Origin of the sequence: Pandoraea sp. PE-S2R-1 (genome assembly GCF_002179865.1) — a bacterium.
Lineage (GTDB): Bacteria > Pseudomonadota > Gammaproteobacteria > Burkholderiales > Burkholderiaceae > Pandoraea.
Window position 1 is genome coordinate 668,209 of record NZ_NGUR01000010.1, and the last position, 26,498, is coordinate 694,706.

22 protein-coding genes are annotated in these 26,498 nt (G+C 61.8%); 6 read left to right on the forward strand and 16 right to left on the reverse strand.

Annotation, left to right across the window (positions count from 1 at the left end; all coding sequences use genetic code 11):
• Positions 1 to 423 precede the first annotated feature (423 nt).
• The 3 genes from CDV44_RS13465 to CDV44_RS13475 all read left to right on the forward strand — a co-directional run bounded on the left by CDV44_RS13465 (position 424) and on the right by CDV44_RS13475 (position 4,079).
• Positions 424 to 2,085 carry an acyl-CoA synthetase gene (locus CDV44_RS13465; protein WP_087688453.1) on the forward strand — a complete coding sequence of 554 codons (1,662 nt, stop codon included), beginning with the start codon at positions 424 to 426 and terminating at the stop codon, positions 2,083 to 2,085.
• 95 nt (positions 2,086 to 2,180) lie between these two features.
• Positions 2,181 to 2,948 carry a 3-hydroxyacyl-CoA dehydrogenase gene (locus CDV44_RS13470; protein ID WP_087688454.1) on the forward strand — a complete coding sequence of 256 codons (768 nt, stop codon included), beginning with the start codon at positions 2,181 to 2,183 and terminating at the stop codon, positions 2,946 to 2,948.
• A gap of 120 nt (positions 2,949 to 3,068) precedes the next feature.
• Positions 3,069 to 4,079, forward strand: a complete 1,011-nt coding sequence (locus CDV44_RS13475; RefSeq protein ID WP_087688455.1) for an AraC family transcriptional regulator — start codon at positions 3,069 to 3,071, stop codon at positions 4,077 to 4,079.
• 76 nt (positions 4,080 to 4,155) lie between these two features.
• On the opposite strand, the gene CDV44_RS13480 is transcribed toward CDV44_RS13475, so the two are convergent.
• The 3 genes from CDV44_RS13480 to CDV44_RS13490 form a co-directional block, all read right to left on the reverse strand.
• The gene (locus tag CDV44_RS13480) at positions 4,156 to 5,517 is read right to left on the reverse strand and encodes an MFS transporter (RefSeq protein WP_087688456.1); all 1,362 of its coding nucleotides are present in this window, start codon (positions 5,515 to 5,517) and stop codon (positions 4,156 to 4,158) included.
• 35 nt (positions 5,518 to 5,552) lie between these two features.
• Complete coding sequence (locus CDV44_RS13485; RefSeq protein ID WP_087688457.1) at positions 5,553 to 6,635, reverse strand: porin; 1,083 nt, start codon at positions 6,633 to 6,635, stop codon at positions 5,553 to 5,555.
• Between the two features lie 358 nt (positions 6,636 to 6,993).
• Complete coding sequence (locus tag CDV44_RS13490) at positions 6,994 to 7,797, reverse strand: IclR family transcriptional regulator (RefSeq protein ID WP_087688458.1); 804 nt, start codon at positions 7,795 to 7,797, stop codon at positions 6,994 to 6,996.
• Between the two features lie 361 nt (positions 7,798 to 8,158).
• On the opposite strand from CDV44_RS13490, the gene CDV44_RS27810 reads away from it, so the two are divergent.
• Positions 8,159 to 8,932 carry a transposase gene (locus CDV44_RS27810; protein WP_141118733.1) on the forward strand — a complete coding sequence of 258 codons (774 nt, stop codon included), beginning with the start codon at positions 8,159 to 8,161 and terminating at the stop codon, positions 8,930 to 8,932.
• A gap of 203 nt (positions 8,933 to 9,135) precedes the next feature.
• Here the strand turns inward: CDV44_RS27810 and CDV44_RS13500 are convergent, their stop codons facing one another.
• From CDV44_RS13500 to CDV44_RS13535, 8 genes are all read right to left on the reverse strand, one after another.
• Complete coding sequence (locus CDV44_RS13500) at positions 9,136 to 10,248, reverse strand: NAD(P)/FAD-dependent oxidoreductase (RefSeq protein WP_087688459.1); 1,113 nt, start codon at positions 10,246 to 10,248, stop codon at positions 9,136 to 9,138.
• Between the two features lie 126 nt (positions 10,249 to 10,374).
• Positions 10,375 to 11,307 (reverse strand): electron transfer flavoprotein subunit alpha/FixB family protein, encoded by a 933-nt coding sequence (locus CDV44_RS13505; protein ID WP_087688460.1) that lies wholly within the window; start codon positions 11,305 to 11,307, stop codon positions 10,375 to 10,377.
• Between the two features lie 12 nt (positions 11,308 to 11,319).
• Positions 11,320 to 12,069 carry an electron transfer flavoprotein subunit beta/FixA family protein gene (locus tag CDV44_RS13510; protein ID WP_087688461.1) on the reverse strand — a complete coding sequence of 250 codons (750 nt, stop codon included), beginning with the start codon at positions 12,067 to 12,069 and terminating at the stop codon, positions 11,320 to 11,322.
• A gap of 75 nt (positions 12,070 to 12,144) precedes the next feature.
• On the reverse strand, positions 12,145 to 13,374 hold the full coding sequence (locus CDV44_RS13515; RefSeq protein WP_058379683.1) for an MFS transporter: 1,230 nt from the start codon (positions 13,372 to 13,374) through the stop codon (positions 12,145 to 12,147).
• A gap of 82 nt (positions 13,375 to 13,456) precedes the next feature.
• Positions 13,457 to 14,347, reverse strand: coding sequence for an amidohydrolase (locus CDV44_RS13520; RefSeq protein ID WP_087688462.1), 891 nt, complete (start codon positions 14,345 to 14,347; stop codon positions 13,457 to 13,459).
• Between the two features lie 145 nt (positions 14,348 to 14,492).
• A complete protein-coding gene (locus tag CDV44_RS13525; protein ID WP_087688463.1) occupies positions 14,493 to 15,914 on the reverse strand; it encodes an FAD-binding oxidoreductase in 1,422 nt (473 codons plus the stop codon).
• A 79-nt stretch (positions 15,915 to 15,993) separates the two neighbouring features.
• Positions 15,994 to 16,728 (reverse strand): FadR/GntR family transcriptional regulator, encoded by a 735-nt coding sequence (locus CDV44_RS13530; RefSeq protein ID WP_087688464.1) that lies wholly within the window; start codon positions 16,726 to 16,728, stop codon positions 15,994 to 15,996.
• 185 nt (positions 16,729 to 16,913) lie between these two features.
• Entirely contained in the window at positions 16,914 to 17,213 is a 300-nt protein-coding gene (locus CDV44_RS13535; protein ID WP_058379687.1) for an antibiotic biosynthesis monooxygenase, read from the reverse strand.
• A gap of 419 nt (positions 17,214 to 17,632) precedes the next feature.
• On the opposite strand from CDV44_RS13535, the gene CDV44_RS13540 reads away from it, so the two are divergent.
• Positions 17,633 to 18,835: an ammonium transporter gene (locus CDV44_RS13540; RefSeq protein ID WP_087688465.1), complete on the forward strand. Its 1,203-nt coding sequence runs from the start codon at positions 17,633 to 17,635 to the stop codon at positions 18,833 to 18,835.
• Positions 18,836 to 18,945: 110 nt separating this feature from the next.
• Here the strand turns inward: CDV44_RS13540 and CDV44_RS13545 are convergent, their stop codons facing one another.
• The 4 genes from CDV44_RS13545 to CDV44_RS13560 all read right to left on the reverse strand — a co-directional run bounded on the left by CDV44_RS13545 (position 18,946) and on the right by CDV44_RS13560 (position 25,027).
• Entirely contained in the window at positions 18,946 to 20,856 is a 1,911-nt protein-coding gene (locus CDV44_RS13545) for a DUF262 domain-containing protein (RefSeq protein ID WP_087688466.1), read from the reverse strand.
• Between the two features lie 358 nt (positions 20,857 to 21,214).
• Positions 21,215 to 22,303 (reverse strand): M14 family metallopeptidase, encoded by a 1,089-nt coding sequence (locus tag CDV44_RS13550; protein WP_087688467.1) that lies wholly within the window; start codon positions 22,301 to 22,303, stop codon positions 21,215 to 21,217.
• A gap of 6 nt (positions 22,304 to 22,309) precedes the next feature.
• Positions 22,310 to 23,500, reverse strand: coding sequence for a M20 aminoacylase family protein (locus tag CDV44_RS13555; protein WP_058379691.1), 1,191 nt, complete (start codon positions 23,498 to 23,500; stop codon positions 22,310 to 22,312).
• Positions 23,501 to 23,683: 183 nt separating this feature from the next.
• The gene (locus CDV44_RS13560; RefSeq protein WP_087688468.1) at positions 23,684 to 25,027 is read right to left on the reverse strand and encodes an MFS transporter; all 1,344 of its coding nucleotides are present in this window, start codon (positions 25,025 to 25,027) and stop codon (positions 23,684 to 23,686) included.
• Positions 25,028 to 25,216: 189 nt separating this feature from the next.
• Between CDV44_RS13560 and CDV44_RS13565 the strand changes: the two genes are divergently transcribed.
• On the forward strand, positions 25,217 to 26,089 hold the full coding sequence (locus tag CDV44_RS13565) for a LysR family transcriptional regulator (protein ID WP_087688469.1): 873 nt from the start codon (positions 25,217 to 25,219) through the stop codon (positions 26,087 to 26,089).
• Positions 26,090 to 26,132: 43 nt separating this feature from the next.
• On the opposite strand, the gene CDV44_RS13570 is transcribed toward CDV44_RS13565, so the two are convergent.
• The gene (locus CDV44_RS13570; RefSeq protein WP_058380412.1) at positions 26,133 to 26,495 is read right to left on the reverse strand and encodes a nuclear transport factor 2 family protein; all 363 of its coding nucleotides are present in this window, start codon (positions 26,493 to 26,495) and stop codon (positions 26,133 to 26,135) included.
• Positions 26,496 to 26,498 lie beyond the last annotated feature (3 nt).

Below are 26,498 nucleotides of genomic sequence, written 5' to 3' on the forward strand. Positions count from 1 at the left end.
CCCGCACCGTGATGGCCACTGGCGCTTTTTCGATGTCGATGGACTAAGTTTAGGGATGGCAGCCGTGAGACACCATAGCCAAAAGCGGCAAATTGGATGAGCAGAATTGCCATCGGAAACGTCTGGCACCGGCCTCGGATAAACCCCTAGGCCTTGCCCATCGGGCCAGACCGAGGCCCACCAGCACCAGCGTCCAGTGGATAAATCCCTCACCCAATCTGACCCGTTTGGACATTGCCTGTCGCCGACGGCACGCATTACGATGAATTTCGCCATCGCCCCGCGAACACCGCGCCAAATCAAGACGGTGCCCGGGGAGGCCGATACGACACGCCGCCGTCCGCCGGGTCCGTCTTGCTGGCGCCGGCGCCTTCATCATAGGCGCGTTGTTACCGGCCAGCATCCGACTACAGGAGACAAGCCATGACTGCGGATTACGCCAATGCCTACGCGGCATTCGATCTCGACGCGACCGTAAAGGCCACGCTCGACGGCAATCTCGATGCGATGAACGCCTGCATCGAATGCTGTGACCGGCATGCCCTGCCCGGGCGCATCGCCTTGTTCTGGGAGGGACGCGACGGCACGAGCCAGACGTGGACCTTCCGTCAACTCCAGACGCTCTCGGCGCGCTTCGCCAACTTTCTGCGCGAACAAGGCGTACAGCCCGGCGACCGCGTCAGTGGACTGTTGCCGCGTACGCCCGAACTGCTCGTGACGATTCTCGGCACGTGGCGTGCGGGCGCGGTCTATCAGCCACTTTTCACCGCGTTCGGTCCGAAGGCCATCGAGCATCGCTTGCAAGGCGCGCAAAGCAAGCTCGTGGTGACCGACGCCGCCAATCGCACCAAGCTCGACGAAGTGGCGAACTGCCCGCCCGTGGCCACGGTGAGCGGGCCGCGCGGCGAAGGCGTGCGCCGTGGCGATTTCAGCTTCTGGCACGAAGTCGAACAACACCCCGAGACGTTCGCGCCCGTAATGCGGCGTGGCGACGATCCGTTCCTGATGATGTTCACCTCGGGCACAACCGGTGCCGCCAAGCCGGTCATGGTGCCGCTGCGCGCGATCATGGCTTTTGTGGGCTACATGCGTGACGCCGTCGACCTGCGTCCGACCGACACGTTCTGGAACATCGCCGATCCGGGCTGGGCCTACGGCCTCTACTACGCCGTGACGGGGCCGCTGGCCATGGGAATCCCGACCACGTTCTACGACGGCCCGTTCAACGTCGAAAGCACCTACCGGGTCATCCGCAAACTCGGCATCACTAACCTTGCCGGGTCACCCACCGCGTTCCGTTTGCTCATCGCGGGCGGCGACAAGGCTGCCGCCCCCGTCAAAGGGCAGTTGCGTGCCGTGTCCAGCGCGGGCGAACCGCTCAACCCGGAGGTCATTCGCTGGTTTGCCGAACACCTCGGCGTGACCATTCACGATCACTACGGTCAGACCGAACTGGGTATGGTCGTGTGCAACCATCACGCCCTCAACCATGCGGTGCAGGCAGGGGCCGCCGGTTTCGCCTCGCCGGGGCATCGCGTCGTCGTGCTCGATGACGACGGGCGCGAATGCCCGGTCGGGCAACCCGGTGTACTGGCCCTCGATCGCAAGCAGTCGCCGCTCATGTGGTTCGGCGGCTACTGGGAGCGCGAAACACCGTCGTTCGTCGGCGATTACTACCTTTCCGGCGACACGGTCGAGCGCAACGATGATGGCAGCATCAGCTTTGTCGGCCGCAACGACGACGTGATCACCTCTGCCGGTTACCGCATCGGGCCGTTCGATGTGGAGAGCGCGCTCATCGAACACCCGGCCGTGGTCGAAACGGCGGTGGTCGGCAAGCCCGATCCGAAGCGCACGGAGCTGGTCAAGGCGTTCGTCGTCTTGCATCCGCAGTACGCTCCGAGCGAAGCGCTCGCCTGCGAATTGCAGGAGCACGTGCGGCATCGGCTGTCCACTCACGCCTATCCGCGCGAAGTCGAATTCGTCAGCGAGTTGCCCAAGACACCGAGCGGCAAGTTGCAGCGCTTCATCCTGCGTAATCAGGAAATCGCCAAGGCGCAGCAGGCGGCGGCAAGCACTGCCTGATATCTGAGTCTCGAATCTGACACTCGGATCTGAGGCTCGAATCTGAATCTCGAACCCGAAGCTCGACACCCATTTCTTTACAGGAAGCGCAGTCAATGCAGATCAAGGATCACGTATTCATCGTCACCGGCGCGTCGTCCGGTTTGGGTGCCGCCACCGCGCGCATGTTTGTCGATGCCGGCGCGAAAGTCGTGCTGGGCGACATCAACGCCGAAGCCGGCGCCAAGCAGGCGGAAGCACTGGGTGACGCGGCACGCTTCGTCGTCACCGACATCACGCGCGAAGACGACGTGCAACGTCTGGTCGACACGGCAACGGCCGCCTTCGGCCGCCTGAATGGCGTCGTCAACTGCGCAGGGCTCGTCATCGGCGAGCGCATTCTCGGCAAGCAGGGACCGCATCGGCTCGACAGCTTTGCGCGCATCGTCAACGTCAATCTGATCGGCACCTTCAACGTCTTGCGTATCGCGGCGTCGGCCATGGCCGAAGGCACCGCTGATGCCGAAGGTGAGCGCGGCGTGATCGTCAATACGGCCTCGGTGGCCGCGTTCGACGGGCAGATCGGCCAAGCGGCCTATGCCGCGTCCAAAGGCGGTGTGGCTGCATTGACGTTGCCCGCAGCCCGCGAACTGGCGCGCGTTGGCGTGCGAGTCGTCACGGTAGCGCCGGGCATTTTCGAGACGCCGATGATGGCCGGCATGACGCCGGAGGTGCAAGCGGCACTCGGCGCATCGGTGCCCTTCCCGCCGCGTCTGGGCCGTCCGTCCGAATATGCCGGTCTGGTGCGCCATATCGTCGAGAACACCATGCTGAACGGTGAAGTCATTCGCCTTGACGGCGCGCTGCGCATGGCACCGAAGTAAGACCTGCTGGCGAATTAGGAAACCGCCGATCCGATTTTCGGACGGCAGTCGAAGCGATGGCGGGGGCCGCACTGCTAGAATCCCTGCGTCCCCCTGCTCCGACATCCCGGTTCGCCACGCATGGAAAAAGGCAGCATCTCGATTCACTTTGTCATCAACGCGCTGGCTCACGTCGAGCGTCTCGGCGGCGATTCGTACGCGTTGTTGCGCGCCGCCGATATCGCACCCGCGCTGCTCGCGCATCCGCAGGCCCGTGTGCCGGCCGACCGTTACGCCAGACTCTGGCGACTCATCAGCGTTGCACTGGACGACGAGTTTTTCGGGCAGGATTCGCGCCGCATGAAGGTCGGCAGCTTTGCGATGCTGTGCCACAGCGTGATCGCTTGCCGCACGCTGGAACAGGCGCTATTGCGGGCCGCACGCTTCTTCGGCTTGCTGCTCGATGACCTCGAGATGCATCTCGTGCGCGACGGCTCGCTTGCCCGGCTTGAAGTGCACGAACGCGACGATGCGCAGGCACCGCGCGTCTTCGGCCACGAGACGTTGCTGATCCTCTTTTACGCGCTCACCTGCTGGCTTATCGCGCGCCGCGTGTCACTGAGTACTGCGTACTTCGCCTTTGACGAGCCGGTCTATAGCGACGAATACCGCACCATGTATTCACCGCGACTGGTCTTCAATGCCGAACACACCGGCATCGAGTTCGATGCAGCCTGTCTCGATCTTCCCGTGGTGCAGGACGAAGTCACCGTCAAAGATTTCCTACGGGCCGCGCCGGGCAACATCATCCTCAAATACAAGAACACGAAGGGAATGGTCGCGCGGGTTCGGCGGCGGTTGAAGACCATGCCGACCGACAGCTGGCCGGCGTTCGAAGCGCTCGCGGGCGAGTTTCACACCACGGCGTCGACACTGCGGCGTCGGCTCGAAGACGAAGGGCAGTCGTATCAGTCGATCAAGGATCAGTTGCGACGCGACCTTGCGATCCACGCGTTGTGCAACACGTCCAAGCCCATGCTCGACATTGCTTTGTCGCTGGGCTTTGCCGATCCGAGCGCATTCTTCCGAGCGTTCCGCAAGTGGACCGGCGTACGTCCCGGCGACTATCGGCGACAAGCCGTCGAGGCATGAAAAAAGCGGTACGACCGGCAGCGTTTCTGCCTTTCGTACCGCTTTTCTTTGCACCACCTGAGACTAAGACGCAGCCTCAAGCCGCCTTGGCTTTCACGTCGGCACGTTGCTCAGCGCCGTCGTCATCGTCGTCCAGCTCGATACGCTTCACCTCGCCGAGCAACAGCAGGTAGCACAGCACGCCGGCAATCGCGAACAGGCTGATCAGACCCAGCGCCCAACCAAACGAGCCGGTAGCCTTCACGATGAAGCCGATGGCAATCGGGGTCACGATGCCCGACAGATTGCCGGCAAAGTTGACCGCACCGCCGGTGATCCCGACCATGCCCTTCGGGGCGATATCGGCCACCAGCGACCACGACGCCGAAGCGACACCCTGCGCGAAGAACGCGAACGACATGATCGCGATGACGAGCCAGTTGGCATCGGTCAACACGCAGAGCGACATCGTCGGCACGAGCATCAGGCCCGTCACGATCGGCGTCTTGCGTGCCGTGCCCACGGCCACACCGCGCCGCAACAGCCAGTCGGAAAGCAACCCGCCGCACACCACACCGATCGATGCGGCGATAAACGGCACCGACGTCATGCCGCCCGCCTTGAGCACCGTCATCTTGCGCTCGGTGATCAAGTACGTCGGGAACCACGTCAGGAAGAAGTACAGCGACGAGAGCGACGCGAACTTGCCCACGCAAATGGCGATGATCTGCCGGTTGCGGAACAGTGCCAGCAACTTCTTCCAGGGGAATTTCTGCGCAGCGGCGTGATCCGCAGGCTTCACTTCGACGAGCGCACCGCCGCTGCGGATGTGCTCCAGTTCCGCCGCATTGACCCACGAGCACTTGTCCGGATCGCGATAGCCCAGATACCAGACACCGGCCCAGACAATGCCGAGCAAACCGGTCGCGTAGAAAATCTCACGCCAGCCCCACGTGTGCGCAATCCAGAACAGCAACGGCGTGAGTGCCGCCATGCCGATGTACTGGCCCACTAGGTAGACACTGGTCGCCACGCCCCGCTCACGCTGGGCAAACCAGATCGAGACCACGCGGTTGTTGACCGGGAATGTCGGTGCCTCTGCAATGCCCACGCCAAGCCGCATGCCGAACAGCGTGACGAAACGCGTCGCGAAGCCCTGCATGAACGTGAGCACCGACCAGCTCAGAATGGCCACGCCGTAGATGGCGCGTGTGCCGAAGCGGTCGATGACCCAGCCACCGGGAATGTTGGCGATGACATACGTCCACGCATACGCGGAGAAGATGAAGCCCAGTTCGACCGGGCCCAGACCGAACTCCTGTTTGAGCATCGGCGCGGCCACCGACAGGTTGGCGCGGTCGACATAGTTGATCACGGTGCCGACGAACACCAGAAAGAGCATCCAGTAGCGCACGCGCGACGGGCGCTGCGCGGATGAGGGGGATGGTGAGACTGACATGTTGATTCTCGTTTTGATTCTCGGGGGGGCCGCAATCAGAAGCTGTGATACATGCCCAGGCGCACGAGCACCTGATCGTGGTTGCTCGACGCACCGATCGGGTACGACGCCGCCTTGTTGTTGCCGTTGGCCGCGATGTACGTCACCTGCGCTTGCAGTTGCGTGCGCTTCGAGAACGAGTACAGATCGCCCGCTTCCACCTGGTTGTAGTGCGTGTGGTTGAACGACGAGTACGAGTAGCCGAGCGTGAGCGCGTTGGCATCAGTCACGCGATACTCGCTGCCGACGTCGTAGTTGAACATGTTGCCCGAGCCCCCCACCGCGCGCACTTCGCTGCGGGTGTAGAGCGCGTGCACGTTCCAGCGCGACGAGATGCGGTACGAGGCGCCGATGCCGGTGTTGTTCACGGCGTCCGACTTGAACACGTTGGTCGCCGAGAGCCCTGTCTGGCCAAACAGCGACGTGAGCCCCAGACGCGACGAGAAGTCGAACGTGCGCTTGTTGATGCTCACGTAGGTGGCCGCAACGGACAACGGACCGTTGTCGTATTTCACATAGCCACCGACCGTGCGGCCCAGCGCATTGCCGCCCGCAAAGCCGTACATCAGGCCACCGGTCAGGCCGAGATAGCTGGCGCTATTCCACTTCACGGCATTGTCGATCTGCGAGGAATTCGCCAGATTGTCGAGGTTGCCCGGGTGGTAGGCGTACAGGTTGTGCTGCCAGAAGCCGTTCGAGTATCGAATCGACACGTCTTGCATGAAATCGGTCTGATGGCCGATCGAGACGGTGCCGAAGCGATCGCTGGCCAGACCAACCCACGCCTGACGGTTCCACTCGACGCCGCTGTTGATCAGCGCACCGGTACTGGTGTTGAAGCCCTGCTCCAACTGGAATACCGCAGCGAGCCCGCCACCGAGATCCTCGCGCCCTTTCAGGCCGAAGCGGTCGGGTTGGCCGATACCGGCGTCCATCTTGAACAAACGACCGCCGCCCGAGTTGCTCACGTAAGTGAGGCCGTCGTCGATGGTCCCGTAGATCTGCAACGAATTGCCTGCGGCATGGGCCGCGCCGACGCATGCCAAGAGGCACGCTGCGACGATACTGCGTCTCTTCACCTTCTACTCCTGTTCTGCTTCTTGATGCTTCCGGCGCCCTCCAGAGGCCCCGCACCGATCACGCCGCCGTCAACAAGAACGTTGCAGGACGTCTCGGTTCACATCGTTATATTGTCTTACCTATGAAACAATGGTTAATAGGTGAGACAATTATGGCGAAGAGGATAAAGTGAGACAAGCAGAAAATAAGCCGGTGTTTATTGATGTTGCGCAAATGCTAATGACTAAGCGCTCGCGCGTCAGCGCGGAAAAAATTGCTTCCGACGTGCTGAGAACCCCGGCGCGCGGGCATAACAAAGGGGCCCCGCAGGGCCCCTGAGTTCACCGCAATCCTTGCCGCCTGATGGCGGCATCTCCCTTACCGAACCGCCGTCAGCGACTCGCCCCGGTAGTTGAGCTTGTGCGAGAGCTCGTCGGCGGCCGACACTACTTTTTCGACGATGCCGTTTTCCAGCAGGTCGGCCTCCACGCGTGCTTGCGGAATCGTGACGCTGATCACCGCCGCGATCTGCCCGCGATGGTTACGCACCGGCGCAGCAATCGTCGAGATGTTCTGCTCGAAGAACGCCTGACTCATGCTGTAGCCACGCGCGATGTCTTCTTGCACCACGCGGTGCAGCGCGTCGACCGTGGTCGGCGTGTGCGCCGTGTAGGCCTCGAGCTTGCGCTCGGGATACAACTGCTTGAGCGACGGCAATGAATAGTCGCCGAGCAGAATGTGCCCAACCGCCGTCGCGTGCGCCGGCAACCGCGTGCCGACACGCACCGTGCCGAACACCAGTTCGCGGCTGGCCGCCTTGGCGACGAAGACGGCATCGCGCTGGTCCAGAATCAGGATATGACTCGAGAAGCCCGTCGCATCGCGCAGCTTTTCGATCACCGGCGTGCCGAGATCGGTCAGCTCAAGCGAGTTCAGATATTCGAAGCCCAACCGCAACACGGCCACGCCGAGCCGGTAATGGCGGTCGTCGCCAGCCTTCTCGATGAAGCCTTCGGCTTCCAGTGTCTGGAGCAGACGAAATACGGTCGAGCGCGGAATGTCGAGTCGTCGTGCCAGATCGGCCCCCCCCAACACCGGCTCGCGCGCGGAGAAGGTCATGAGGATGCGCAGGCCGCGCTCTAGGCCTGGGACGGAGTATTTGTTATCGGTATCGTTGCTCATGCCGTTTGCGCACACTGGCGCCGACCGGCATGCGAGCGTTTCGCGCAGCCGATAGACGACAAGTCAGGGAAGGCGAACATTATAGGCCACGCATCGCAGCACCGGCGACGGCAGCATCGAGCCACGTATCGGGCAGGCAGATTCCCACCTCACAAGACATCGGGTTGCGCCGGTTCGCGATGGGTTGCGACGGGTTGCGCCCGTTCTGGCGGCACGCTGCCCTTTGACGGCGCAGGCGGGCACCCTTCTTGGGCGATTCGCCTCGTCGCGGGACCATGCACCGCAATGGGGGTAATTCCGAAGCGCGTCGACGCTCACTTTTTGTCATCATTGCGCCTGCAAGCTTGACAAGCTGGCGCATGTGGAGCGAGACACTCTGGCAGGCACCGAGAACAACAAACGATCCGGACCTGCCAAACGCACGTATCCCTTTTCTCCTGACGCTTTTGCGATTGCCTATCCCAATAGCCACCAGGAGCTGCGCCCACCTGCCAAGTGGGCGTTTTTTTGCTGGTTAAACGCTCCCTTCGCCGTGTGGTCCGACCCGCCCGCCGCGTTCTTCACGAGAGAACCCGATGACCTGGCATGCTTGTTGCTTGTATTTCCAGCATCGGGGATCGACGCCGCCTTGGCCGAGGTTTCGACGATAAGCACGCACCAGATTGCACCGGTAAGTGCCAGATCGCGAAGTCCGGACTCGCCCCCTGCGGCGCCTCCGTTTGTTTTGGGTCGAGGTGTTATGTTTAATGAACTGAGCGACGTTGAATGGCACGCCCTGCGTGATCTGATTTGCGACCGTCCGGTCCGTACGGAACGACGTGGTCGCCCTCAAGTCGAGCAGCGCACGCTGACCAATGCTGTCTTGTGGGTGCTGTTCACGGGAGAGAGCTGGTCGAAACTGCCCATGCAGTATCCCTCCGTGCCGACTTGCCGCCGCAAGCTGAACGAATGGCGCGAATCGGGCATGCTCGATACGATTTTGAAACGCCTGCAACAATCGGGCCGCGATATCAGCGCCTGTGCAGGTCAGATCAGCAAGCCGGCCCGCAGCACGCCGTGTGGCGACACCGATCGCCTGCGCGGCGTGTTCTGGACGAACCCGGCTTCGTGGAAGCCCCCGGTGGCCGTGCGCTGATCGATATCGTCGATATCGGCAGCAACGCATCACCACCAAGCAACGACTTCGATCCGACAGGAATGCCGCGCAATGCTCGCGGCACCGTCAGTCAGAATGTCAGGCTGGAATCACGGGGTTAGCTCAAGCGGCGCTGTCCGGGCCCTTGCGCGAGAAAAACGCGAGATCGCGCGAGATTGCGACCGTCTGGCCGCGATCTCGCGTCAAAGTAGTGCGTGCACCGCGTCGGCAATCGCCAGCGATGCCGTCAACCCGGGCGACTCGATGCCGAACAGGTTGACGAGCCCTGACACGCCATGCACCGCCGGACCGTCAATACGGAAGTCCGCCGCCGGTTGCCCTGGCCCACTGATCTTCGGTCGAATGCCTGCATAGCCCGGCTGCAATGCGCCGTCGGTCAAAGCTGGCCAATAGCGACGCACGGCAGCGTAAAAGCCATCGCCATCCGCCGCATTCACCGTGTAATCGATGTCGTCGACCCATTCGACATTCGGGCCGAAGCGCGCCTGCCCGCCGAGATCGAGCGTCAGGTGAACGCCCAAGCCGCCGGGTTCCGGTACCGGATAAATCAGGTGCGTGAACGGCGCGCGCTGCGCACAGGTGAAGTAACTGCCCTTCGCGTAGTACCGCTGCGGGATATGCGCCGGGTCCAGCCCCTCGAACGTGCGCGCGATGCCGACGGCGTACAGACCCGCGCTATTGATCACCGTGTTGGCGAGTAGCGTCGACGTCTCGCCGCCAGTCTGCACGGTGAGTTCAATACCTTCCGCCCCCGCTGCCCCACCCACTCGGCCGCCAACGACGCGCGCGTCGAAGGCCAGCATCGCTCCCGCGTTTTCGGCGTCACCCTGCAACGCCAGCATCAGACCATGACTGTCGATGATGCCCGTTGACGGTGAGAGCAATGCACCAAAGGTGTGCAAATCGGGTTCGCGTTGGGCCACTTCTGCGGTGGTCAGCCATTGCAGATCGTCGACGCCGCTCGCGCGAGCGTTGGCGGCAATCGCTTCGAGTTCGCCGATCTGATGATCGGTGGTCGCCACGATGAGTTTGCCGCAGCGCCGATGCTCGACGCCGTGCGAGGCGCAGAAGTCATACAGCTTGTGCTTGCCTTCCACGCAGAGCCGCGCTTTGAGCGAGCCGGGTGAATAGTAGATACCGGCGTGAATGACTTCACTGTTGCGTGAGCTCGTGCCGGTGCCGATCGCACGCTCGGATTCGAGGATGACCACCTCGCGGCCCGCCATGGCCATGGCGCGTGCGACCGCTAGTCCCACCACGCCCGCGCCGATCACGACGCAATCGACTTTGTCCATTGATCTTCCTTGGTTGCCTTCCGATTCGGATAAAGACGCAGAGCAGCCCCGCATCCTCATGCGAATCGGCTGCGAAGCCAGCCTCTCGACTCGCTCCGCAGCGCGATTTCGTGACAGCGTTCTTACTTACAGCGCGCTCACCAGTTCCGGCACGACGGTGAACAGATCGCCCACCAGACCGTAATCCGCCACCGAGAAGATCGGCGCTTCCGGATCCTTGTTGATCGCCACGATCACCTTCGAATCCTTCATCCCGGCCAAGTGCTGAATCGCCCCCGAGATGCCCACCGCCACGTACAACTGCGGTGCCACGATCTTGCCCGTCTGTCCGACCTGATAGTCGTTCGGCACATAACCGGCATCCACTGCCGCGCGCGAGGCGCCCAGCGCCGCACCCAGCTTGTCGGCCAGCGGCTCCAGCACCTTCGTGTAGTTCTCGCCCGAGCCCAGACCACGGCCGCCCGAGACGATGATCTTCGCGCTCGTGAGTTCCGGACGGTCCAGCTTCGTCACTTCACGGCCCACAAACTGCGACAGACCGGCGTCCGGCGTGGCGGCGATGCTCTCCACTGCGGCGCTGCCACCGGTCGCGGCTGCCGGGTCGAAGCCCGTCGAGCGCACCGTGATCACCTTCACCTTGTCGGCGCTTTGCACCGTCGCAATCGCGTTACCCGCGTAGATCGGGCGCTCGAACGTGTCCGCGCTGTCGACCTTCGTGATATCCGAGATTTGGGCGACGTCGAGCAGTGCGGCCACGCGCGGGGCAATGTTCTTGCCGTAGGCGGTGGCCGTTGCCAGGATGTGCGAATAGTTGCCCGCGATCGACACCACCTCGTCGGCGATGTTTTCCGCCAGACCGTCGGCGAAGTACGGCGCATCAGCGAGCAGCACCTTCTTCACGCCAGCGATTTGTGCGGCGGCATCAGCGGCTGCCTTGGCGTTGCTGCCAGCCACCAGCACGTGCACGTCGTCACCGCATTGCAGGGCGGCAGCGACCGTGTTCAGCGTTGCCGCCTTGATCGATTGATTATCGTGTTCTGCGATTACCAGAATGCTCATCTCGTCGTCCCCTTAGATGACCTTGGCTTCGGTCTTCAGTTTGTCGACGAGCGTTGCCACGTCCGCCACCTTCACCCCTGCGCTGCGCTTGGGCGGCTCGGCCACCTTCAGCGTCTTCAGACGCGGCGCCACATCCACGCCCAGATCGGCAGGCTTCACCGTCTCGAGCGGTTTCTTCTTCGCCTTCATGATGTTGGGCAGCGTCACATAACGCGGCTCATTCAGGCGCAAGTCGGTCGTGATGACTGCCGGCAGCGACAGCGAGATCGTTTCCAGACCGCCGTCCACTTCGCGTGTGACCTGTGCGCGGTTATCCGCCACCGTCACCTTCGAAGCGAACGTCGCCTGCGGCAGCTTCGCGAGCGCCGCGAGCATCTGACCGGTTTGGTTCGAGTCGTCGTCGATGGCCTGCTTGCCCAGGATCACCAGTTGCGGCTGCTCCTTGTCGAGCACGGCCTTGAGCAACTTGGCCACGGCCAGCGGTTGCAGCTCTTCATCCGATTCGATCAGGATCGCGCGATCCGCACCGATGGCCAGCGCCGTGCGCAGCGTCTCTTGCGATTGCGCCACACCCGCGGACACCGCAATCACTTCCGTCGCCACGCCCGCTTCCTTCAGACGCACCGCCTCTTCCACTGCGATCTCGTCGAACGGATTCATCGACATCTTCACGTTCGCAATGTCGACGCCACTGCCGTCGCTCTTCACGCGAACCTTTACGTTGTAATCCACTACCCGTTTGACCGGAACCAGAACCTTCATGCGGACTCCCTTGATTCAGAAAAACCGGGCGGCAGGCTGCTCATGCAGCCCCTGCCGCCCGCTAAAAATACGAACTTACTCGATCTCGCGCCCTTTCGTCTCGGGCAACAAGAACGCCGTGACCAACACGACGAAATAAGCACCGCCGGCAAACATGCCGATGGCCGTGCCCAGACCGCTCGTCTTGGCCAGATAGCCGACCAGACTCGGGAACAGCGCACCGATGCCGCGTCCGAAGTTATACGCAAAGCCTTGCCCATTGGCACGCACGGCCGACGGGAACAACTCCGTCAGATACGCGCCCATGCCGCTGAAAATACCCGAGGCGGCGAACCCCAGCGGGAAGCCCAGAATCAGCATCTGATCGTTGCTCAACTGGAATTGCGTGTAGGCATAAATGCTCGCCCCAGAGAGTACCGCGAAGATCAGCAGGTTTGCACGGCGGCCCAGCTTGTCGGTCAGATACGCGCCGGTGATGTAGCCGATGAACGAGCCCAGAATGATCACCAGCAGATAGCCGCCCGTGCCGATCACCGACAGGTGACGCTCGGTCTTCAGGAACGTCGGCAGCCACGTCGTCACGGCGTAGTAACCGCCCTGCACGCCCGTGCACAGCAATGCCGAGAGCAACGTCGTCTTGATCAGTGCCGGCGAGAAGATCGCCCATGCCGACGTGCGGTTGGCCGAGGCGGCCTCACGCTTGCGGGTGCGCTCGAACAGTTCCGGCTCGGGCACGTTCTTGCGGATAAACAGCACGAACAGTGCCGGAATCACACCGATCCAGAACAGCGCACGCCACGCGTATTCTTCCGGCAGGTACGAGAACGACAACGTGTAGCACAGCGCCGCCACGGCCCAGCCGATGGCCCAGCCGCTTTGCACCGTACCGACGGCGCGGCCGCGATACTCGGTGCGCACGATTTCGCCCATCAGCACCGAGCCCACGGCCCACTCGCCGCCGAAGCCCAGGCCTTGCAGCGCGCGCAGCACGAAAATCTGTTCAAAGTTCTGGGCGAACCCGATCAGCACCGTACACACGGAGAACCACAGAATCGTGGCCTGCAAGATGCGCACACGTCCATAGCGGTCGGCGAGCACGCCGGCCAGCCAGCCGCCGATCGCCGAGAACAACAGCGTCACGGTCGCCAGCATGCCGGCCTGTCCCTTGTCGATGCCGAACACGGTAATCAACGTGGTGATCACAAACGTGAACACCATGAAGTCGAGCGCATCGAGCGCCCAACCGCCGAAGGCGGCGATAAACGTGCGCCGCTCGGTCTTGTTCATCTGACGATACCAATCCATCCCTGTCTCCCCATTCATCCTTGGTGATGCAAGGGCGCCCAATGCGCCCGGATACTACGACCACTACGATCTATTGTTGAATTCAGCCCTTCGCCGGAAAGCCGTACAGGCGCGCCGGGTTGTCGACGAGAATGCGGCGGCGCGTGTCGGCGTCGGGCGCCCACTGCGGCAGCAGGTTGCGCAGCGTGCCGGTGTTCGGCATACGCGTGAGCGACACGTGCGGCCAGTCGCTGCCCCACACCATGCGATCGGGCGCGTCGGCAATGAGCGTCTGCGCGAACGGCGTCACGTCGTCGAACGACGGGAAACGCTCGCTGATCCGGTACGCGCCGGACAACTTCACCCAATAGCCGTGATCGCGCACCAGCGAGCGCAACGCCGTGAAGCCCGGCGAGTCGAGCCCTTGTGCCACCGGCGTGTGGCCCATGTGATCGACGATGCCCGGCACGGGCAGCTTCGTCATGCGCGGCATGAGTTCGGGCAAGGTCTTCACGTCCATCAGGAACTGCATGTGCCAGCCCAGATCCTTGATGCGATGTGCGAGCGTTTCCATCGCCGTGAAACCGATGCCGCCGCCAAACAGCACGTTGATCCGCAGACCGCGCACGCCGGCTGCGTGCATCGCTTCGAGTTCCGCATCGGTCACCTCGGGCGCCACCACGGCGATGCCGCGCAGGCGGTCGGGGTGACGCTTCAGCGTTTCGAGCATGTAGCGGTTGTCGGTGCCGTAGACGCTGATCTGCACCAGCACGCCGTAGGTCATGCCAGTGGCGTCGAGCATCGCCAGATACTTGTCTTCAGGCGCGGGCGGCGGCGTGTAGCTGCGCTCGGCCACCATCGGATAGGCGTCGCTGGCGGCAACCACGTGAGCATGCGTATCGACGGCACCGAACGGCACGTCGAACGTCGGCGGATCGATCTCCGGCAGCGGGCCAAGGCACAACGGTGCCCCGGCAGCGGAAGTTACAGTCATGACGACTCCTCAAAGGGCGCGAGGCGTCAGGCTGGACGTCGGGCTCACGCCGGGAAAAATTCGGATGAAACACTGATGAACTACAGGCGAATCACGGTTGAAGCACATCAGGCACCGGCACCGCCGATGCCTGTGAACAGCCGCCTCACTGCACCTTGAGCAACTTGCCCGGGTTCATGATGCCGGCCGGGTCGAACACGGCCTTGATCTCGCGCATGAGGCGCAGTTCGAGCGGCGACTTGTACTTCGCGAAGTAGTCGCGCTTGAGCTGGCCGATGCCGTGCTCCGCGCTGATGCTGCCGCCGTAGCGCGCCACTTCGTCGAGCACTTCGGCGGTGATCGCCTCGCCGTGCTTCGCCATGAAGTCGGCCGGCTCGCCCGCCGGGCGCGAGAGGTTGTAGTGCAGATTGCCGTCGCCAAAGTGCCCGAAGATGAACGGACGCACCTGCGGGCACACGCGGCGCACGCGCGCCTCGGCGCTCGCCATGAATTCGGGAATGGCCTCGATGGGCAGCGATACGTCGTGCTTCAAGTGCGGGCCGTCGGCGCGTTGCGCTTCGGAAATTTCTTCGCGCAGCTTCCACATCTCTTCGACCTGACCGAGCGTGGACGACACCACCGCGTCGGCACACAGATCGCGCTCGATGGCGGTCTCGATCACGCGTTCAAGCAGCGCGGCGAGCGCCTGCTCGTCGGCCGTGTCGGCCAGTTCTACCAGCACGTAGCCCGGGTGGCGCTCTCCGAACGGGGCGCGCACGCCCGGCACGTGGGCCATGACGAGGTCGACGCATTCACCGGTGAAAAATTCGAACGCCTGCATACGCGAGCCGCACTCGGTGAACAGCAGTTCATAGAGTTCGAGCGCCTGACGTGGCGACGTGACGGCAGCGATCACCACCTGACGCACGGGCGTCGGCGCAAACAGCCGCAACGCGGCGGCCGTGATGATGCCGAGGGTGCCTTCCGAGCCGATCAGCAATTGCTTGAGGTCGTAACCGGTGTTGTCTTTGCGCAAGGTGCGCAAGCCGTGCAGGATCTCGCCATTGGGCAGCACGGCTTCGATGCCGAGTACCAGCTCGCGCGTCATGCCGTAGCGCACCACGTTCACGCCACCGGCGTTGGTGGCGAGATTGCCGCCAAGCTGGCACGAGCCTTCTGCCGCGAGACTCAGCGGAAACAGACGATTGACGTCGCTCGCCACGCGTTGCAGGTCCTGAAGAATGCAACCGGCTTCGGCCACCATCGTGTTGGCAATGGTGTCGAGGCTGCGCACGGTGTTCATGCGATCGAGGCTCAGCACCACGTTCTGCGCCGCGCTGTCGGGCGTCGCGCCACCACATAAACCCGTGTTGCCCCCGCGCGGCACGACCGGCGTTGCCGTCTGCTGGCACAGTGCCAGCACTTTCGAGACGTCCTGCGTCGAGCGCGGACGCACCACGGCCTGCGCGCTGCCCCGGTACATGCCGCGCCAGTCGGCCAGCCATGGGGCGATGTCGTCGGGAGCGGTGAGCACGCTGTCGGCACCGATAGCGTCGATGAGGCGTTGGGCGAAGGCAGTGATTGTCATGGGATCACGCGTCGGAAGTTAGGGGGCGAGAAGTTGGGGGTATTCGATGTCGGGCGACGCTTGCAAGGCGGCACCGGCCCTACGACAGAACCGAGGGCGCAATAGCCCCGGTGATGATGTCGCGTCCGGGCAGGGTCAGGCCAAGGCGCGCCGACGCGCGCAACAAGTGCGAGAGCGATGCGGCGCGCGCCAGCAGCGGGTCACGTGCCTTGATGGCGTTGAACACGGCGACGTGCTCCTGATGCACCTGCGCCGCCAGCCCTTCGTGGCGCAGCGTATTCGTACGCGCGGCCTGCACCACTTGCCGGATCTGGAGATTCAGATACTGCAAAAGGTCGGCGTAGTAGCGGTTATGCGTAGCGCGCGCGATGGCAGCGTGAAACGCGGTGTCGTACTCGACGCCGTTTTCCGCGTGATAGAGATTGGTTTCGAGCTTTCCGAGAATTTCGCCCAGCAGGCGGATGTCCTCTTCGGTATGACGCACCGCTGCGAGCGCTGCTGCCGTGCTTTCGAGATCGAGGCGCAGTTCATACACGCTCGCGAGGTCGGCGGCATCTTGCCCGACGGGCACCTGAAAGCCGCTCGACGGCGTGCGTGCGCGTACGGTGACGCCCGCGCCCTGACGACTGTCGATCAGACCCTGCGCGCGCAAACGTTCCGTGACTTCACGGATCACCGCCTGACTCACACCATAGGTTTCGGAGAGCTGCTTGCCGGTCGGCAACTTGGTGCCGACGGGATAGATCCCCTGCCGGATCGCGTCATGCAGTTGCTGCGAGACCTGTTCGGTCAGGGTTTTGGGCTTGGTTGTCATCCTCTCACGTCATCTCATGCTTTTCTGGTTTGCATGTTATCTGAAAACTTTTGAGGGATTACACCGCGTTAACCCTTGGTTTTGTCTTGGTGTTCCCTGCTATCTCACACCATGAAAAAACTTGGGCGGTGCCGGTCGTGTTGACCGGGCACCGCCCTTTGTTCTGCCGTCTGCCTGAAGCCGGCTTAGAAGCCGATCAGCGCTTCCGTCACGTGGCTAACGTTCGGCGGCGCGGCGAAGCAATCGCTCACGAGGGCACGCCACTGGGCGAAGGCTTCCGAGTTACGGAAGTCGACGGTGTGGTTTTCCAGCGTTTCCCAAGTGACGACGAGGCTGTAATGCGTCGGCTGCTCGATCTGCTTGAGCAGGCGCATGCCGTGGCAGCCTTTCGACCCCTTGAACAGCGGCGCGGCTTTGGCGACGCCTTGCTCGAATGCCGCTTCCGTGCCGGGTTTGACTTCGATCTGGGCGATTTCAAAGATCATGGGTTTTCCTCAGTGGTTGGCTCGTGTGTGACTGGATGTTTTGATGTGGTCACGCGGTTGCAGCGCACGCGGAACGATACGCGATAGACGGCACGTCCCGCTGCGAGAACGCTCGATTCTATACCGCGCCCTGCGGCCACGCATCGCGCGAACCATCGCGTATCGCTTACAGAGTTTTATCGACGGCATTCCCGGCGCCGCTCATGACGCCACCGACGCCGCCGCCGATGCCGTCGTTCACCCTCTCGATGCACCGGCGTCGCTCACGATCGCCATCGCCGCACCACGAACGTGCCGAGATTTGCCCCTCAGGCATTTCCATCTGGCAAAACATCCATACAAATCAGTGATCTGAAAATTCTGGCATCGGTCTTGCTCATCCTCTTTCTTCTTCCCGTCTGCACCAAAAGAGCACATTCATGCCCAATACCAATACACCCGGCGACGTGCTGTTCCTGTTACTCGGCGCGATCCTGGTGCTTGCCATGCACGCCGGTTTTGCCTTTCTTGAGCTCGGCACGGTTCGCAAGAAGAATCAGGTCAATGCGCTGGTCAAGATCCTGACCGACTTTGCCGTCTCGGGGCTGGCCTACTTCTTCATCGGTTACCCGCTCGCTTATGGCGTGGACTTCTGGTCGAGCGCCACTGTGCTGTCCGAGCACAACGGCTATGCGCTCATCCGGTTCTTCTTCCTGCTGACGTTTGCCGCCGCGATTCCGGCCATCGTGTCGGGCGGGATTGCCGAGCGGGCGAAGTTTCATCCGCAGTCGGTGGCGACGTTCTTCCTCGTGGGTCTGATCTATCCGTTCTTCGAGGGCATCGCGTGGAACGGCCATTTCGGCATTCAGGACTGGCTGACGCGCACGGTGGGTGCGCCGTTCCACGACTTTGCGGGGTCAGTGGTCGTGCACGCGGTAGGGGGCTGGATCGGACTGGCGGCCGTGCTGCATCTGGGCGCACGCCGTGGACGCTACAACGGGCAGGGTCAGGTCGCGGCGCACCCGCCGTCATCGATTCCGTTTCTGGCGCTCGGCGCGTGGATTCTTATCGTCGGCTGGTTCGGCTTCAACGTGATGAGCGCGCAGCGTGTGGGTGGCATCTCGGGGCTAGTGGCCGTGAATTCGCTGATGGCGATGGTCGGTGGCACGCTGATCGCGATGTGGGTCGGCAAGGACGACCCGGGCTTTATTCATAACGGCCCGTTGGCTGGTCTCGTTGCGGTTTGCGCGGGTTCCGACGTGATGCATCCGCTGGGCGCACTGGTGGTGGGTGCTGTCGCCGGGGGCCTTTTCGTGTGGCTGTTCACGGTGACGCAGAACCGCCTGCGTATCGACGACGTGCTTGGCGTGTGGCCGTTGCACGGCGTCTGCGGTATCTGGGGCGGACTGGCAGCCGGTATCTTTGGCCAGACGGCACTCGGCGGGCTGGGCGGCGTGAGCTTTATCGCGCAGGTCGCGGGGACGGTATCGGGCGTAGTGATCGCCTTCGTCGGCGGCTATGTCGTCTATGGCGTGCTGAAACGCACTGTGGGGCTACGACTCGACGATGAGCAGGAATACTACGGTGCGGACTTGTCGATCCACAAGATTACGGCGACGCCGGAGCGGGAGACGAACTGGTAGGAGTGCATACGAGACTCAATGGCGCCGTTGACGTCACGAATCAACCACTCGCAGGAGACTATCGAAAGCGGGTGCCTTCCGGCAACCCGCATCCACTTCGACTCTAGACTTCAGGCAACCGCAATAGTCAAATCGGCTTCGTCACTTGCATTTTCCGATTCGTAGTCCTCGCCTTCCTCGTAAGCGTCTCCCATGTACGCCCCTTTGCCCATAGCTTCTTCAATCAGAGCCAGCAACTGTGTTTGCCGGTCGGACATGAACGCTTCGAACGAGTCACTGCGCAGGAATTCCGGATTAATTAGGTGGGAGCGCAGATGTTCGTCCAGTCGTGCTTGTGAAATTGATGGACTAGTCGTGTTTCCAGCCTCAAGCTTGGCAAGATATTGGGATGGGGCGACTCCACCAATGATGCGATTCGTGCGATACGACAACGGCGTCTTGTTAATAATCGAATCGAAAACGGCCGGTTTGATACCTTGGGACTTGCACCAATCCTGGGAAAAGATGTGGTGAATGTCGACATTTTCCCCGAAGAACACGATGTGATCGAACTGTTGACCAGAACGAAAGTCCTGTGCCCCCTTCTTCATCAACAATGCGTTGACCCCCTTGTATGCGGCGGACAATCGCATGCGCATCGTCTTTAGCCGGTCCGCGCGAAATGTAGTCTCGCTGATCGTTGTCGGCTCTGGCCCGCCATCGAGCCAAGCCGGAACTTCCAAGAAGTCACGCGAGAAACGCGAGTCGACTGCTGAGCCATACAATTCGCCGAACACACCGTTCCAGTACCACTGAACGAGCTTTGCTCGAATCGTGTCATGCTCCCAAGCACTTCCGATATCCGCCAAGATGGCCGCAAGCGGGACAATCTGCGATTGGTACGGAAGATCGAACAAGCGATAAATATGCAGCATGTGCAGAAACTTTGCTGCATGAACGAATCCGGTCTCAACTTGCGCTTCATACTTTTTGTATGCAGCGAGCGGCAGGCTCAAGAGTGCCTGACGATTCCCACTGACTGCTGGGAGGTCCTTTCCGGATTTCCCCGCCCGCTCAGCCTCTCTTCGCTTCTCGCGCGTGTGAAATAGCGAAATGGCTTGCAGAAAATCCGTGTTAGTCACGTTGGCGATGATGCCTGAGGTGGCCCCCGCAGGACGAAGAGTCTCGGCGAAGCGACTTTGCCTTCCCTTCTCCTTATCCTTGCCAAACCAATCTTTGCGCAGTTCATGTCCATCGGCCGCATACATGGCGGTGACAAGCTCAAACGCATCAAGTGGCTTACCTCCTGTATTCACTTTCTCAAAGACAACGCAAACGGCCTCCTTCGAGGTCGACCTGTCGAGCGCAATGACTGGGACGCGATATTGCTTAAAATTGTCCAGGATCGCCTGCTTGAATGCCCGGAACAGCGCCTTCTTGGCATCCGCGTTTGCGTCGTTCTTCCAATAGTCGTCGAAACCATCCTGCCATGTATCCCAGTCAAAAACTTTCGACACTGGATACATGAGAGTCTCGTACTCTCGATGCGGCGTCGCAAGATCTAGGACCTCGGAACGTCCAAAGTCTTTGCGAATCACCCGGTCTTCCGGAACACCGACGATGGCGTCCTCGCGATCGCATGACGGGTCCATCGCTTTAGCGATGTCAATGTAGAACCAACGCTTAACCTTCTTGTTCTTTGGCGTCACCGTTTCCACAACTTTATCGCGCAGTGTCACTTGATAGAGCGAAGTCATGCGCTGCTGGCCGTCGAGCAACAAAGAGCGTGGTCGAGCCGCCTTTGCTTCATCGGGGGCGCCTTCAACCGGGCGTGGTTTGAACTCAATGTCGCCACCGGTTTCGAGCGTCATCAGCGCTCCGACAGGGAATGCACGCGAGATTGAGGCAATCAGACTCTTGATACGCTCTTCGTCCCAGACCCAACTCCTTTGAAAATCAGGAAGTTGTATGGCGCCGTCGTGGCAGTCGTCGAGAAGTTCTCGGAGGAATATCGGGTTAGTTTGAAATGCGGACCTGGCCATGGTCGATGTGTTTTCCGTTGTTATGAACACTTGCGGTTCACGGAGTGTACATAGCGACGAATACTTTGGACAACTGCAAATGTTGCTTACTAGACTTATATTTCAAAAACGTTTGTTACTTTGCCAATTGCATCGGACCACTGATTTTCCAACGCATTGAAAATTCACAAAAAATTCGACCTCATTAACAATCGAAATCAAGAACCGTAATTTCAATCGCTTGTATGCTTTTTTATCAGCGCTCAAAAAACACGAAATGTATCAAGAGCCGGATTGACTATTTTTGGCATAATTTCCTTCAACGAAACACTGAGCCGAACACAGACGAAATCGGTGTTGAGCCCAGCGCCTCGATATCTCAACCAGCCTCCCCCAACCCCAGCACCGCCTGAAGAATCGCGACACGCGCCTGACCGAGAATCTGGCCTTGCCATCCGGCGTCGTCGAAGCAGAACGCCGCGCGCACCTGATCGCGGATCTTTGCCGCCTGTTCTGACGGTGTTTCCGGGTTTCGGCGCAGCCACGCGTCGGCGCGCAGCATATGCAGCATGTCGATGAGCGGCACCGTGCCGTACTCGATGGCCATCGCCGTGATTTGTGCATCCGGGCGAGCGAAGCGCAGCGTGTCGAGCAACGGGCCGCCGACGTTCGACGCCACCGTCGTGCCGTCCACCGGACTCGCCACATCGGCGCCCCACCAACGGCGTGCCCGTTGCAACTCCGCCGCATCCAACCGCCCAACGCTGATCTTCTCGCCATGCCCCGGCGGACCGAGCCCGGTATGAAAGTCGATCCAACCGATGGCATCGCAGCCCTTCGCATGCGTGTCGATCAGCGTGCGCATCAGACGAGTGCTCCATACCGGCCCACGACCGCCATAGAACAACCCGTCTGCGAAGCTGTATTGCCCGATCGTCAGCGCGCGCTGATACGCCGGTTCGCCATGCGTCGCGATGTAGTCGGCAATCGCCGCCGCATTCACATCCGAAGGCGGCCAGATCGGTGGCACGAGCAGCGCATGCAAGTCGGCGTAGGCATCGTTGACCGGCAGCGGTTGCGTGAAATCGATGCTGTTGCGGTTCAGATCGACGTTGTCTTCATTCGTGCGCGACAGCCACGAAAAGCCATACGGATTGATCGCGTGCACCACGAGAATCGCCACATCGGCCGCTGCCAGACGCGCCTGCAATCCCGTATCGCCCAGCAGGGCAATCTGCGCCGCACTGCCGCAGAAACCTTCGACGCCATGCGTGCCGGACGTCAGGATCAACAAGCGCCGGGCATCCGATGAACCGAGCCGCACAACATCGGTGGCCAGCGTCTCGCCTTCGCGCCCGATGATGCCCTGAATCACGTGGCTCTCGACATCGACACCCGCAGCGCGCGCAGCCGCGGCAAACCGCTTGCGCGCCTGCGAATAGCTCACGGAAAAAAGTCCGGTCGTCATGGCGCGTCAAGCCACCAAGAATGCTTCGGCCAACCGCACCCAATAGGTGGAGCCCAGCGTCAGCACGTCGTCGTTGAAGTCATAGCTGGTGTTGTGCAGCATGCACGGCCCGAGTCCGTGACCATGCGCGCGGTGATCGCCCAGCCCGTTGCCGATGTACGCATAGCAGCCCGGGCGCTCCAGCAGGAAGAACGAAAAATCTTCCGCGCCCATGGTCGGGTCGATCGGGCTCACCACGTGATCGCGGCCGACGATCTCCTGCATCACGTTCACGGCAAACTGCGTCTCCGCTGCCGTGTTGACCGTCGGCGGGTAGTTGCGGACGAACGAGAACTCGACCGTGCAGCCATACGCCGCCGCCGTCGCTTCGCAGAACTCGCGCATGCGCGTTTCCACCAAATCGAGCACTTCGAGCGAGAACGTGCGCACGGTGCCGGCCAACGTAGCCGTGTTCGGAATCACGTTGATCGCCTCGCCCGCCTGCATCTGCGTGATGGACAGCACGGCGGCATCGATCGGGCGCTTGTTACGCGTCATGATGCTTTGCAGCCCCGTGCCGATCTGCATGGCCGTCAGCACCGGATCGATGCCGTCGTGTGGCATCGCGGCGTGCGCACCCGTGCCCTTCACAACAATTCGGAATTCGTTGCTCGACGCCTGCGTCGCCCCCACGCGCGCCCCAAAACTACCGGCGGCAAGCCCCGGCCAGTTGTGCAGCGCAAACACGGCATCGACCGGAAATTTCTCGAACAATCCATCCTTGAGCATGGCCTTGGCGCCGCCACCACCCTCTTCCGCCGGCTGGAAGATGAACACGATGGTGCCGTCGAACGTGCGGTGCGCCGCGAGATGCTGGGCCGCGCCCAGCAACATGGCCGTGTGGCCGTCGTGACCGCACGCGTGCATCTTGCCGGCGTATTGCGAGGCATGTTCGAAGGTGTTCAGTTCCTGAATCGGCAATGCATCCATGTCGGCACGCAGGCCGATGGTCTTCGTGCCAGTGCCGTTGCGCAGCACACCGACGACACCAGTCTTGCCCAGACCGCGCGTGACCTCGATGCCCCATGATTCGAGCAAGCGCGCGACGATGTCGGCCGTGCGTTCCTCTTCGTAGCGCAGTTCCGGGTGCGCGTGGATATCTCGGCGAATCGCCTGAAGCTCTGCCGTACGTTCGGCAATTTCGGGAATGATGGACATGGGAGTGGACCCTAATTGGACGTTATCGGATGGCCCCAATGCAGCGGCGACTACCCCCGGTTTCGGGGCAGTAATGCCTGTTGTGCTTTACGGGGTAATGGGGCCGGTTACGGGAATTCGTCAGGCAAGACACGCGCGGGAATCATGAAGGAGCCAGACGCCCGCGCGATGGTGAGTGAGGGGTTACGCCAGCGGCTGACGCGAGCGGTCTTTGAGCATCAGAATCGTGATGAGGCCCACTGCCGCGCCGAACAAGCCGTAGTACACGACAGCGAGCTTGTCACCCGTCCAGCCGATCAGCAGCGTGGCGATCGCCCCGGCAAAACCGCCGAAGATCATCACCGCGAAGTTGTAGCCGATGGCCATCGACGTGGCACGCACCCGCGACGGGAACAACTCGCACACGAACGCGCAATACGATCCTTGGAACAAGCCGAGCGAAAGCATCAGGCAGCACTGCACGAAGATCAGCATCGGCAGCGTCGGCGTATGGCTCACCGCGAGGAACAACGGATACGCGATGATCAGGCTGATGAGCGCCGAGGCCACCATCGGCTTCTTGCGACCGATCGAGTCCGAGATGCGGCCCGAGGCGAAGGTGCCGATGATGTACGCCACGGCGGCACACAACGACGCGATGACGCTGCTCTTGAACGGAATGCCCAGCGACTTCGTGGCGTAGCTCGGCATGTAGTAATAGAAGATGTACGTGCCGATGGTGCCGTACACGGTGAGACCGAAACCGGCCAGCACCTGACGCCAGTGCTGCGTGATCGATTCGATAAACGGCGAGCGCTCCGGCGCCGCGCGCTTGGCCGCATCCTTGAACACCGGCGACTCGTCGAGGCGCGAGCGCACATACAAGCCGACCGGCACGATCAGCAGGCCGAGCACGAACGGGATACGCCAGCCAAACGAATCGATCTGCTCCGGCGTCAGCGCCTGCGTAATACCCACCGAAACAATCGCACCAAGCAGCATGCTGCACGCCTGCGCAATCATCTGGAAGCTGCCATACACGCCGCGACGCTCGACCGGGGCATGCTCGACCAAAAAGGCCGTGGCGCTGCCCACTTCGCCGCCCGCCGAGAAGCCTTGCAGGAAGCGGCCGATCAACATCAGGATGGGCGCGGCCATGCCGATCTGCGCGTAGGTCGGCGCAAACGCGATGACGGCCACACCGAGTGCCATGACCGAAATGGTCAGCAACAAGGCGGCTTTACGGCCGTGCTTGTCGGCGTAGTTGCCGAGCACGATGCCGCCGAGCGGGCGCGTGAGAAAGCCCACGCCGAAGGTGGTCCATGCCGCGAGCAAGGCGGCGGTCGGGTTGTCGCTGGGGAAGAACTGGCGGGCGATGTTCGCCGCGAAGAAGGTGAAGACCGTGAAATCGAACCATTCGAGCGCGTTGCCGATGGTGGATACCGCGATGATGCGGGCATCAATACGTTTGCCCGATCGCTCAGGCACTGCCGGGTTGGCAGCGTTAGCCGAATTCGAGGCGCTGTCGCGCCCAACCGAAACTTCCATGGTGATGCTCCTGTCTCGAAGTTTTACCGTGGCAAGCCGACTGCACTCGCATCGACCCATTCTGCTTGTGCCAAAAAACCAATAAAAGCTAGAATTTGTGATCCGTCATCGCAACTTTTTTGTTGAATTGAAAGACGCCGACGGCCCCCACAACCCAGCAAAATCAGGCAGAACCTGCGAGGCACCCCCGTGAGCAACCTGCGATTCATGCGCACTTTTACGGCAGTTGCGCGCTACGGCTCGTTTGCCTCAGCCGCCGAGCATCTGGCGATGACGCAATCGGCCGTGAGCATGCAGATGCGTGCGCTGGAAGAAGAATTCGATCACGCGCTGTTCGACCGGGTGGGCCGGTCGGTGGCGCTCAATGCCATGGGCCGCGCGTTGCTGCCGCACGCCAAGCAGTTGCTGGCGCAATACCAGACGATGCAGATGCTGGCGTCGGGGATTGAAACCCCGGCCGGGACAGTCAGCATCGGCACGGTCGAGTCAGCCGTCAGCGCGCTGGCCGCCGCCGTCTCGCAGATCAAGGATGCGCAACCGCATCTCGACGTTCTGATCCAGACGGCGCGATCGATCGAGTTGACCGCGCAGCTCGATGCGGGCGATATCGATTGCGCCGTGCTCGTCGAGCCCCCGGGGCGCCGGCCGGCAGGCGTGCGCTGGACACCGCTGTACAAGGAGTCGCTGGTGCTGCTGACACCAGCAGACATGAAGCCCGCACCGGCGGCACGGCTACTGTCGACGGAGCGCTTTCTGCGCTTCGACAAAACGCAACGCACCGGCGCACTGATCGATCGCGCGGTGCGACGTCAACGCGTTAAGGTCAATGAGTATCTGGAACTGAGTTCGATCGAAGGCATCGTCGCGCTAGTGCGCCAAGGGCTGGGCGTCGCCGTGGTGCCCATGCTGCGCAACGCCACGTGGGCCCATGAGGAAACGCTGCGCATCATCGCGTTGCCGGGCGTGACCGAGCAACGCAGCATCGGCCTGCTGGAGCGCGTGCGTCACGACAAGATCGGCATTACGACCGCCATCGCGCAGCAGGTCATGGCGCAGGGGTGACGGTGTCTTCAACACTCCATCTGTTTCGTGTGTTGTCGCACCCTCAAGGCAGCGGATCGAAGAAGAGATAGATGGCGGCGATCCGGCCGTCCCGCGCCAGAATGACATCCGTCCCGGCGTATTCGGGGGCATAACCGGGGCGCCCGGAGACCCAGCGAATTCGCCCGCCGTCGCCTGATACATCGGGCAACGCAATCGGCTGGTACTTGAATTCAGGATGCGTGGCCTTGATGGCACCGGCGATCCGGTCGAGTTGGTCACGCCCGCGATAGACGCCCATGTTCGGGTCGTAAAACACGCAATCGTCCGTGTAGAACGCGTCGATGAGCGCGCGCCGGCGCACCGGGTCGTTCTCGCCAAACATATCGAGATTGCGTTGCAGCAGCGTCGGAATATCGTGGGTCATGAT

Bases quoted from the DNA above. Each gene is read 5' to 3' on its own strand.
- CDV44_RS13505 (WP_087688460.1), bottom strand. From the start codon at position 11,307: ATGAGCATTCTGGTAATCGCAGAACACGATAATCAATCGATCAAGGCG.
- CDV44_RS13560 (WP_087688468.1), bottom strand. From the start codon at position 25,027: ATGGAAGTTTCGGTTGGGCGCGACAGCGCCTCGAATTCGGCTAACGCT.
- CDV44_RS13480 (WP_087688456.1), bottom strand. From the start codon at position 5,517: ATGTCAGTCTCACCATCCCCCTCATCCGCGCAGCGCCCGTCGCGCGTG.
- CDV44_RS13500 (WP_087688459.1), bottom strand. From the start codon at position 10,248: ATGGACAAAGTCGATTGCGTCGTGATCGGCGCGGGCGTGGTGGGACTA.
- CDV44_RS13540 (WP_087688465.1), top strand. From the start codon at position 17,633: ATGCCCAATACCAATACACCCGGCGACGTGCTGTTCCTGTTACTCGGC.
- CDV44_RS13510 (WP_087688461.1), bottom strand. From the start codon at position 12,069: ATGAAGGTTCTGGTTCCGGTCAAACGGGTAGTGGATTACAACGTAAAG.
- CDV44_RS13520 (WP_087688462.1), bottom strand. From the start codon at position 14,347: ATGACTGTAACTTCCGCTGCCGGGGCACCGTTGTGCCTTGGCCCGCTG.
- CDV44_RS13545 (WP_087688466.1), bottom strand. From the start codon at position 20,856: ATGGCCAGGTCCGCATTTCAAACTAACCCGATATTCCTCCGAGAACTT.
- CDV44_RS13570 (WP_058380412.1), bottom strand. From the start codon at position 26,495: ATGACCCACGATATTCCGACGCTGCTGCAACGCAATCTCGATATGTTT.
- CDV44_RS13530 (WP_087688464.1), bottom strand. From the start codon at position 16,728: ATGACAACCAAGCCCAAAACCCTGACCGAACAGGTCTCGCAGCAACTG.
- CDV44_RS13475 (WP_087688455.1), top strand. From the start codon at position 3,069: ATGGAAAAAGGCAGCATCTCGATTCACTTTGTCATCAACGCGCTGGCT.
- CDV44_RS13515 (WP_058379683.1), bottom strand. From the start codon at position 13,374: ATGGATTGGTATCGTCAGATGAACAAGACCGAGCGGCGCACGTTTATC.
- CDV44_RS13525 (WP_087688463.1), bottom strand. From the start codon at position 15,914: ATGACAATCACTGCCTTCGCCCAACGCCTCATCGACGCTATCGGTGCC.
- CDV44_RS13470 (WP_087688454.1), top strand. From the start codon at position 2,181: ATGCAGATCAAGGATCACGTATTCATCGTCACCGGCGCGTCGTCCGGT.
- CDV44_RS13555 (WP_058379691.1), bottom strand. From the start codon at position 23,500: ATGTCCATCATTCCCGAAATTGCCGAACGTACGGCAGAGCTTCAGGCG.
- CDV44_RS13465 (WP_087688453.1), top strand. From the start codon at position 424: ATGACTGCGGATTACGCCAATGCCTACGCGGCATTCGATCTCGACGCG.
- CDV44_RS13535 (WP_058379687.1), bottom strand. From the start codon at position 17,213: ATGATCTTTGAAATCGCCCAGATCGAAGTCAAACCCGGCACGGAAGCG.
- CDV44_RS13490 (WP_087688458.1), bottom strand. From the start codon at position 7,797: ATGAGCAACGATACCGATAACAAATACTCCGTCCCAGGCCTAGAGCGC.
- CDV44_RS13550 (WP_087688467.1), bottom strand. From the start codon at position 22,303: ATGACGACCGGACTTTTTTCCGTGAGCTATTCGCAGGCGCGCAAGCGG.